The sequence below is a fragment of the Actinomadura logoneensis genome (assembly GCF_003428695.1).
GTDB lineage: Bacteria > Actinomycetota > Actinomycetes > Streptosporangiales > Streptosporangiaceae > Spirillospora > Spirillospora logoneensis.
In genome coordinates, this window is sequence record NZ_QURH01000967.1 from 1 (window position 1) to 8,715 (window position 8,715).

At 73.0% G+C, this 8,715-nt stretch carries 8 protein-coding genes; 2 read left to right on the forward strand and 6 right to left on the reverse strand.

Annotated elements, in window-relative coordinates; translation table 11 throughout:
* The 6 genes from DZF91_RS32765 to DZF91_RS32790 form a co-directional block, all read right to left on the reverse strand.
* The coding region (locus DZF91_RS32765) for a sensor histidine kinase (RefSeq protein ID WP_147341501.1) at positions 1-1,759 on the reverse strand (1,759 nt) is incomplete at its 3' end.
* A 31-nt stretch (positions 1,760-1,790) separates the two neighbouring features.
* Entirely contained in the window at positions 1,791-2,708 is a 918-nt protein-coding gene (locus tag DZF91_RS32770; protein ID WP_117360927.1) for a potassium-transporting ATPase subunit C, read from the reverse strand.
* A gap of 1 nt (position 2,709) precedes the next feature.
* Entirely contained in the window at positions 2,710-4,983 is a 2,274-nt protein-coding gene (gene kdpB / locus DZF91_RS32775; protein ID WP_117360928.1) for a potassium-transporting ATPase subunit KdpB, read from the reverse strand.
* Positions 4,983-6,644 carry a potassium-transporting ATPase subunit KdpA gene (kdpA, locus tag DZF91_RS32780; protein WP_117360929.1) on the reverse strand — a complete coding sequence of 554 codons (1,662 nt, stop codon included), beginning with the start codon at positions 6,642-6,644 and terminating at the stop codon, positions 4,983-4,985. Before kdpA ends, kdpB begins: the two co-directional genes overlap by 1 nt.
* Complete coding sequence (locus DZF91_RS32785) at positions 6,644-6,733, reverse strand: potassium-transporting ATPase subunit F (RefSeq protein WP_117360930.1); 90 nt, start codon at positions 6,731-6,733, stop codon at positions 6,644-6,646. Before DZF91_RS32785 ends, kdpA begins: the two co-directional genes overlap by 1 nt.
* 72 nt (positions 6,734-6,805) lie before the next feature.
* Positions 6,806-7,147, reverse strand: a complete 342-nt coding sequence (locus DZF91_RS32790; protein ID WP_117360931.1) for a hypothetical protein — start codon at positions 7,145-7,147, stop codon at positions 6,806-6,808.
* Positions 7,148-7,351: 204 nt separating this feature from the next.
* On the opposite strand from DZF91_RS32790, the gene DZF91_RS42780 reads away from it, so the two are divergent.
* Both DZF91_RS42780 and DZF91_RS32800 read left to right on the forward strand, forming a co-directional pair.
* Entirely contained in the window at positions 7,352-8,344 is a 993-nt protein-coding gene (locus tag DZF91_RS42780; protein ID WP_117360932.1) for an MDR family NADP-dependent oxidoreductase, read from the forward strand.
* An 11-nt stretch (positions 8,345-8,355) separates the two neighbouring features.
* Positions 8,356-8,715, forward strand: a 360-nt coding sequence (locus DZF91_RS32800; RefSeq protein ID WP_117360933.1) for a MerR family transcriptional regulator, incomplete at its 3' end; no start/stop codon positions are given.

The following is an 8,715-nucleotide window of genomic DNA, read 5'->3' on the forward strand; positions in this document are numbered from 1 at the left end:
CGGGCAGCGTCCGGCCGCGCAGCACCAGGGCGAGCGCGCCGTCGTCCAGCAGCACGTCCGCCTCGCCCTCGTCCGGCGCGGTGCACGGCTCGCCGCCGACGCTCGCGGCGACCGTCCAGGCCGCCGGGTCGCGGGCGCCGTCCGGGTTGTCCGGCGCGGCGCGTTCCAGCAGGGTCACGGTGGTGAGCGCGTACGTCTCGCGGAGCCGTTCCAGGATCGCGGTGAGCGGACGGTCGTCCCCGCCGCGCAGGATGTCGCCCGCCAGCGTGGAGAGCACCTCGGCGTCCGCGCGCGCGGCGGCGGCCTCGCGGCCCCGGCGCGCGGTGACGTCCACGACGGTCGACACGGTCAGCCCGACGACCACGTACACCGCGAGCTGGAGGATGTTCTCCGGCTCGTGGACGGTGAACTCGTGGAACGGCGGGGTGAAGTAGTAGTTCAGCAGCAGCGACCCGCCGACCGCCGCGAACAGCGCGGGCCAGAACCCGCCGAACAGGGCCACCCCGACCACCGCCGCCTGGAACAGCAGGATGTCGCCGGCGAGCGAGAACTCCGCCCGCGTCCGGTCCAGCGCGAACGTCAGCAGCGGGAACAGGACGGCGGCGAGCGCGAACCCGGCCCGCCGCCGCTGCCGCGGGACGCCCCACGCGGTCCGCAGCGCCTTCCACCGGCGGCCCTGGCCGGCCTCCTCGTGCGTGACCAGGTGGACGTCGATCGCCCCGGACCGCGCGGCCGTGGTCACGCCGACGCCGCGCGAGAACACCTGCGCGACGCGTCCGCGCCGGGACGCGCCGAGCACGAGCTGCGTCGCGTTGACGCCGCGCGCGAAGTCGAGCAGCGCGTCCGGCACGTTCGCGCCGACGACCTGGTGGTAGCTGCCGCCGAGGCTCTCGACCAGGGTGCGCTGGCGGGCGAGCGCGGCGGGGGCGGCGCCCGTGAGGCCGTCGTCGCGGGCGACGTGCACGGCCAGCAGGTCCGCGCCCTTGGTCCGCGCGGCGATCCGCGCGGCCCGGCGGATCAGCGTGTCGCCCTCCGGTCCGCCGGTGAGGGCGACCACGACGCGTTCGCGGGCCTCCCACGTCCGCCGGATCTCGTGGTCGGCCCGGTACCGGTCGAGCTGGTCGTCCACCTTGTCGGCGAGCCACAGCAGCGCCAGCTCGCGCAGCGCCGTCAGGTTGCCGATCCGGAAGTAGTTGCCGAGCGCGGCGTCGATCCTCTCGGGCGCGTAGACGTTGCCGTGCGCCATCCGGCGGCGCAGCGCCTCCGGTGTCATGTCGACCAGTTCGACCTGGTCGGCGCGGCGGACCACCTCGTCCGGGACGGTCTCCCGCTGCGGGACGCCGGTGATCCGCTCGACGACGTCGTTGACCGACTCCAGGTGCTGGACGTTCACCGTGGAGACGACGTCGATCCCCGCGTCCAGGATCGCCTGGACGTCCTGCCAGCGCTTGGCGCGCGCGGAGCCCGGCACGTTGGTGTGCGCCAGCTCGTCCACCAGCGCGACCCGCGGACGGCGGGCGATGACCGCGTCGGTGTCGAGCTCGGTGAAGGCCGTGCCCCGGTACTCCACGGTCCTGCGGGGCACGACCTCCATCCCGTCCAGGAGTTCGGCGGTGCGGGGCCTGCCGTGCGTCTCGACGTACCCGACGACCACGTCGGTGCCGCGGTCCAGTCGCCGCCGTCCCTCCGACAGCATCGCGAACGTCTTCCCGACGCCCGGCGCCGCGCCCAGGTAGACCCGCAGCCGACCCCGCCCCATCGAACCTCCCGCTCCTCCTCCCCCGCCGGGCCTACCTGACCGGGTACCGCCGGTCGAGGGCGAGGTTCAGGTCGAGGACGTTCACCCGGGGCTCGCCGAGGAACCCGAGGTCGCGTCCCGAGGTGTACCGGTCGACGAGCCTGCGGATCGCCGCGACGTCCGCGTGCCGGGCCTCGGCGACCCGCCTGACCTGGATCTCCGCGTACGCCGGGGAGATGTGCGGATCGAGACCGGAACCGGAGGCGGTGACCGCGTCGGCCGGGACGGCGGGCCTGCCCGGAGCGTCGCCCCGGACGGGGACGACGAGGCCCTTGGAGTAGTCCTCGCCGTACTTGGCCAGCTCGACCCTCACGCCGTCGTACTCGGCGACGAAGGGCGCCTTCACGACGCCGTCCTGCTCGTTCACGCTGATGACGCGGGTCGGGTGCGGGACCCGGCCCCGCCGGTCGCGGTCGCCGAACACGGCGAGCACCGCGCCGACACCGCTGTCCCGGGTGCAGAACGGACGGCTCCCGTCCACGCCCTCCAGCGCGCCGACCGCCTTGCTGCGGGTGCAGACGGTGGTCAGCAGGCTGGTCCTGGCCTTCTCGTCGGTCTTGCCCGCCGCGACGAGCCGGGGGTCGGGCAGCGTGTCGACGATGCTCTCGGGGCCGAGGTTGCTCGCGCCCGTCGCGGTCGGGTCGTACCCGTCGCCCGCCATGGACGGACGGCTCTGGAAGTACTTCGTGATCGCAGCGCCGCTCCGGTCGGTGAAGGACTGGCCGACGAGCGAGCTGCCGGCCGTCCGGCCGTCGGCCGAGACCAGCGAGCCTCGTGCCTGCGACCGCAGCCCCGGAACCTGGGCGACGCCCCACACCGCGAGCGGGTAGGCGACGCCCAGGACGACCGTCAGGACGAGCAGGGCGCGGACGGCGGCGAGGTGCCGCCGGATCCAGCTTGGAGTACGCATGTCAGGACATCCCCGGGAGGAACTGGACGAGCAGGTCGATGATCTTGATGCCAAGGAAGGGGGCGACGATCCCGCCGACGCCGTAGACGTACAGGTTCCGGCTCAGCAGCCTGGACGCGCTGGACGGCTTGTACACCACGCCGCGCAGGGCGAGCGGGATCAGCGCGACGATGATCAGGGCGTTGAAGACGACCGCGGACAGGATCGCGCTCTGCGGGCTGTGCAGCCGCATGATGTTGAGCGCGTCCAGGCCCGGGAACAGCACCACGAACATCGCCGGGATGATGGCGAAGTACTTGGCGATGTCGTTGGCGATGGAGAACGTGGTCAGCGCGCCGCGGGTGATGAGCAGCTGCTTGCCGATCTCGACGATCTCGATGAGCTTGGTCGGGTCGGAGTCCAGGTCCACCATGTTCCCGGCCTCCTTGGCGGCCGAGGTCCCGGTGTTCATGGCCACGCCGACGTCGGCCTGGGCGAGGGCGGGGGCGTCGTTGGTGCCGTCCCCGGTCATCGCGACGAGGCGTCCGCCGTCCTGCTCCCTGCGGATCAGGGCGAGCTTGTCCTCCGGCTTGGCCTCGGCGAGGAAGTCGTCGACGCCCGCCTCCTCCGCGATCGCCTTGGCGGTCAGCGGGTTGTCGCCGGTGATCATGACGGTCCGGATGCCCATCCGGCGCATCTCGTCGAACCGCTCGCGCATCCCGGCCTTGACGACGTCCTTGAGGTGGATGACGCCGAGGACGCGGGTCGTGCCGTCCACCGACTCGCCCACGACCAGCGGGGTGCCGCCGGACGCCGAGATGCCGTCCACGATCCGGCCGAGCTGCTCGGGGACCGTCCCGCCCCGCTCGCGCACCCAGTCGGCGACCGCGCTCGCCGCGCCCTTGCGGATCTGGCCGCCGCCGGGGAGGTCCACTCCGCTCATCCGCGTCGCGGCGGAGAACTCCACGAAATGGATCTTCCCGTCCGCGCTCACGCCGGAGATCCCGGTTCCGGCGGTGTCACGCTCCTCGCCCGCGGTGTCGCACTCCTCGGCGGCGGCGCCATGCTCCTCGGAGGCGGCTCCGCCGCCGCGCTCTCCCGCATGCACGAGGTCGTGGCGTTCGCGCAGGCCGTGGTGCTCCTTGGCGTACACGACGACCGAGCGGCCCTCGGGCGTCTCGTCCGCGAGGCTGGAGAGCTGCGCCGCGTCGGCCAGTTCGGCCGGGGAGACCCCGTCCAGCGGGACGAAGTCGGACGCCTGCCGGTTGCCCAGCGTGATCGTGCCGGTCTTGTCGAGCAGCAGCGTGTTGACGTCGCCCGCCGCCTCGACGGCGCGTCCGCTCATCGCCAGGACGTTGCGCTGGACGAGCCGGTCCATGCCCGCGATGCCGATCGCGCTGAGCAGCGCGCCGATCGTCGTCGGGATGAGGCAGACCAGCAGCGACACCAGGACGACGCCGGTCACCCCGTGCGCGTCGAGCGAGAGCGTGTCGGCCACGCCCGGGTTGTTGGACTTGGAGAGGATCGCCATCGGCTGCAGGGTCGCGACCGCCATCACGAAGATGAGCGTCAGCGCCGCCAGCAGGATGTTCAGCGCGATCTCGTTCGGGGTCTTCTGCCGGTTCGCGCCCTCCACCAGGGCGATCATCTTGTCGATGAACGACTCGCCCGGCTTCTGGGTGATCCGCACGATGATCCGGTCCGACAGCACCCGGGTGCCGCCGGTGACCGCCGACCGGTCGCCGCCGGACTCGCGGATGACCGGGGCGGACTCGCCGGTGATCGCCGACTCGTCCACCGAGGCGATGCCCTCGACGACGTCGCCGTCACCGGGGATCGTCTGCCCGGCCCCGACCACCACCACGTCGCCCTGCCGCAGGTCGGGCGCGCCGACCTCCTCCTCGCGCAGGGTGGTCGCGCCCGGCGTCCAGTCCAGGACGCGGCGCGCCTTGGCGGCCGTCTTCGCCTTGCGCAGCGCGTCCGCCTGCGCCTTGCCGCGTCCTTCGGCGACGGCCTCGGCGAGGTTGGCGAACACGACGGTCAGCCAGAGCCAGACGACGATCGCCCAGGCGAAGAAGCTCGGGTGCAGGACGGCGAGGACGGTCGTCCAGGCGGCGCCGATCTCGACGATCAGCATGACGGGGTTGCGCCACAGCGTGCGGGGGTCGAGCTTGCGGACGGCGTCCGGCAGCGACCTCAGCAGCTGCTTCGGGTCGAGCAGCCCGCCCCGCACCCCGGCCGGGGGCCGCGGCGGCTCGGGGGCCCGACCGGGGGCCTCGAGGGTCTGTGTGGTCATCAGTGGATTCCTTCGGCCAGCGGGCCCAGCGCGAGCGCGGGCAGGAAGGTGAGGGCGACGAGGACGAGGGTCACGCCCGCGACCAGGCCGACGAACTGCGGCCGGTGGGTGGGCAGCGTGCCGTCCGACTCGGGGGTGCCGCCCTGCCTGGCGAGCGACCCGGCGAGCGCCAGGACGAGGACGATGGGGACGAACCGTCCGAAGGCCATGCACAGGGCCGTGGCGGTGTTGTAGAAGACCGTGTTCGCCGAGAGTCCCGCGAACGCCGAGCCGTTGTTGTTGGACGCCGAGGTGAACGCGTACAGGACCTCGCTGAGGCCGTGCGCGCCGCCGTTCAGCATCCCGGCCCGGCCGGCGTCCAGCGCGAGGGCGAGCCCGGTCGCGAACAGCACCAGCATGGGCGTGGTCAGGAAGTACAACGACGCGAACTTCATCTCGCGCGCGCCGATCTTCTTGCCGAGGTACTCGGGGGTGCGGCCGACCATCAGCCCGGCGACGAACACCGTGATGACGGCGAGGACGAGCATCCCGTAGAGGCCGGATCCGGTGCCGCCGGGCGCGACCTCGCCGAGCATCATGTTGAACATCGTCATCATGCCGCCGAGGCTCGTGTAGGAGTCGTGGAAGGAGTCCACGGCGCCGGTCGAGGTCAGCGTGGTCGCCGACGCGAAGGTCGCCGAGTCCGAGACCCCGAAGCGGGTCTCGACGCCCTCCATGGACGCGCCCGCCGCCACGGGGACCGTCCCGTGGTGCATGAGCTGGAACACGTTGGTCAGGACGAGGCTCACGACCGCCAGGGTCGCCATCACCGAGACGATCGCGTAGCCCTGCCGGTTCTGCCCGACCATCCGGCCGAACGTGCGGCACAGCGAGAACGGGATGCACAGGATCAGGAAGATCTCGAACCAGTTCGTCCAGGTCGCCGCGTTCTCGAAAGGGTGCGCGGAGTTCGCGTTGTAGAAGCCGCCGCCGTTGGTGCCGAGCTCCTTGATGACCTCCTGCGAGGCCACCGGCCCGCCGGTGAGGTGCTGGGCCCGGCCCGCGAGGGTCGTCACGTCGTGCCCCGAGCCGAAATTCTGGATCAGCCCGCCCGCGATCAGGACGAGCGCGCCCACGAACGCGATCGGCAGCAGGATGCGGAGCACCCCGCGGACGAGGTCCACCCAGAAGTTGCCGAGCTGGTCGGTCCTCTTGCGGGCGAAGCCCCGGACGAGCGCGATCGCGACGGCCATGCCGACGGCGGCCGAGACGAAGTTCTGCACGGCGAGCCCGGCCATCTGGACCAGGTGGCCCATCGTCGTCTCACCCGAGTAGGACTGCCAGTTGGTGTTGGTGACGAAGCTGACCGCGGTGTTCCACGCCTGGTCGGACGCCACGGGCTTGAACCCGAGCGACAGCACCAGATGGTTCTGCACCCGCTGCAGCAGGTACAGGAACAGGACGCTCACCACGGAGAACGCCAGGACGCTCCGCGCGTACACGCCCCAGGTCTGCTCGGCGTCCGGACGGACCCCGACCAGCCGGTACAGGGCCTTCTCGACCCGCCGGTGCCGCGTCCCCGCGTACACCCGGTACATGTGGTCGCCGAGCGGCCGGTAGACGGCCGCGATCGCGACCACCAGGGACGCCGCGAACAGCGCCCCCGCGACGGTCGTGCTCATCAGAACCTCTCCGGGTACAGCAGGGCGGCGACCAGGAAGACGAAAACCACGGCGGCCAGGACGAGCCCGACCGCGTTCTCGGCGGTCAAAGCTCCTCCACGCCCTTCACCACCAGGCCGAACACGGTGAAGACCACCAGTGTCAGCAAGACGAACCCGACGTCACTCATCGCTTCCGTTTTCCTTTGTCGAAGTCTCCGGGGACGGTGAGCCGCCCCGGACCCGGTCTCCGGGGGCGCGAGGCGCCTCCCGCGATGCCGCCGTCCGCTGCCGCGGCACCAGGGGCGGCGGCTCGGCACGCTCGTCCGGACGGGACGGCATCGGGTGGCCCGAGCCGCACCCGCACGGGGCGGGCGAGGCGTCCGCCGCCAGCCCGGCCCCGACGGCCGCCGCGACGGCGGCGTACCCCCACGGCCACGGCGCGGACTTCAGCACCACGGCGAGGACGAAGACGGTCAGAACGCCGCAGGCCATCGGCCAGGCGGCCTCCTCCGGGCGCTCCATCGCGGTCCTCCTCCGCTCTCCGGGGAGCCCCTCCTTGCGGGGGCCCACACGGAGTAAAGCGCCTGGTACCTCCCTGTTTGTCGGGCATTGACGCTTCCTTAGCGCGGCCCAGCGGGCGCTTAACGCACCCCTAACGACTTGCCTCTGACGCGCGCGTCAGGGGTTAGCGTCGCCCGGTTCCCGACCCCTTCTGGAGTGCGTGTGATGCGTGAGATCCGCCTTGTGTCGCGGGCGGCCGGGCTGCCCCGGCCGGAGAACTTCGAGATCGTCGAGACGCCCGTCCCGGACGGCGAGGGGGTGCTCGTCCGGAACCTCGTCTTCCACGTCTTCCCGGGCCTGCGGATGCTCGTCGGCGCCGGTGACGGCGAGACGCCGATGCCCCGGCTGCGGCCCGGCGACACCCTGGTCGGCGCGGCCGTGGGCGAGGTCGTGTCCGCGCCGGACGGCGCGTCCGTCCGGCCGGGCGACCTGGTGTCGCACATGTCCGGGTGGCGCGAGTACGCGCTGCTGCCCGAGGGGCGGTACGTCCGGCTGGACGACGAGCTGCCCGATCCGGCGGCCCACCTGGCCCCCGGCGTCACGGCCTACTCGGCGCTGACGCGCGAGGCCCCGGTCCGTCCGGGCGAGACCGTGCTGGTCACGGGCGCGGCGGGCGGCGTCGGCTCGCTCGCCGGGCAGGTCGCCCGGCTGCTCGGCGCCGGACGCGTGGTGGGCACCACCGGCTCCCCCGCGAAGGCCGGGCGCCTGGTCGCCGAACTCGGCTACGACGCGGCCCTGTCCCGCGAGGACGCCTCGACGGCAGACGGGCTCCTCAAGGCCGCGCCCGACGGCATCGACGTCGTGGTCGACAACGTCGGCGGCGAGCAGCTCCGCGCGGCCCTCCGGGCGACCGGCCACGACGCCCGCGTCGCCCTCGTCGGGACGCTCGCCAGCCAGCTCGCCCCGGACGGCTCCGGCACGTCCGCGCCCGTCGAGCTCGACCTCTTCGAACTGATCCGCAAGCGGACGTCGCTGCGCGGCGTCCTCGCACAGGACCCGGAGACGCGCGCCGAATGGACGCGCCGCTTCGGCGGATGGCTGCGGGCGGGCGAGATCGCCTTCCCGCACACCCGTTTCCAGGGCATCGAGAGCGGGCCCCGCGCGTTGCAGGGACTACTGGCCGGCGAGCACCTGGGCTCGGTGGTCGTCGAGATCTGAGAGGTGTGCCGATGCGGATCGGTGACGCGGCAGCGGCGGCGGGCACCACCCCGCGCGCCCTGCGTTTCTACGAGGAGCGCGGCCTGCTGCTGCCGCCACCGGCCCGCACGGCGTCCGGGCAGCGCGAGTACGCGCCGCGGGACGTGCAGCGCGTCCGGGTCGTCCGGGAGCTGCTGTCCCTCGGCCTGACCGTCGAGGACCTGGCCGGGGTCGCCCACCGCCTCGACGCCCTGGTCGGCGATGGCCCCGCGCTCTGCTCCGCAACTCGGGCGCCCGCCACCGAGGACGACGCAGACGGCGCGGCAGGCCAGGGCGACGGCGCGGTGGGTCAGGGCGGCGGGAGCGGCGCGGCAGGCCAGGGCGGCGGCGGC

What these genes read in the sequence shown, in the direction of transcription:
- DZF91_RS32770 (WP_117360927.1), bottom strand. Translation starts at nt 2,708, where the DNA reads ATGCGTACTCCAAGCTGGATCCGGCGGCACCTCGCCGCCGTCCGCGCC.
- kdpB (WP_117360928.1), bottom strand. Translation starts at nt 4,983, where the DNA reads ATGACCACACAGACCCTCGAGGCCCCCGGTCGGGCCCCCGAGCCGCCG.
- kdpA (WP_117360929.1), bottom strand. Translation starts at nt 6,644, where the DNA reads ATGAGCACGACCGTCGCGGGGGCGCTGTTCGCGGCGTCCCTGGTGGTC.
- DZF91_RS32790 (WP_117360931.1), bottom strand. Translation starts at nt 7,147, where the DNA reads ATGGAGCGCCCGGAGGAGGCCGCCTGGCCGATGGCCTGCGGCGTTCTG.
- DZF91_RS42780 (WP_117360932.1), top strand. Translation starts at nt 7,352, where the DNA reads ATGCGTGAGATCCGCCTTGTGTCGCGGGCGGCCGGGCTGCCCCGGCCG.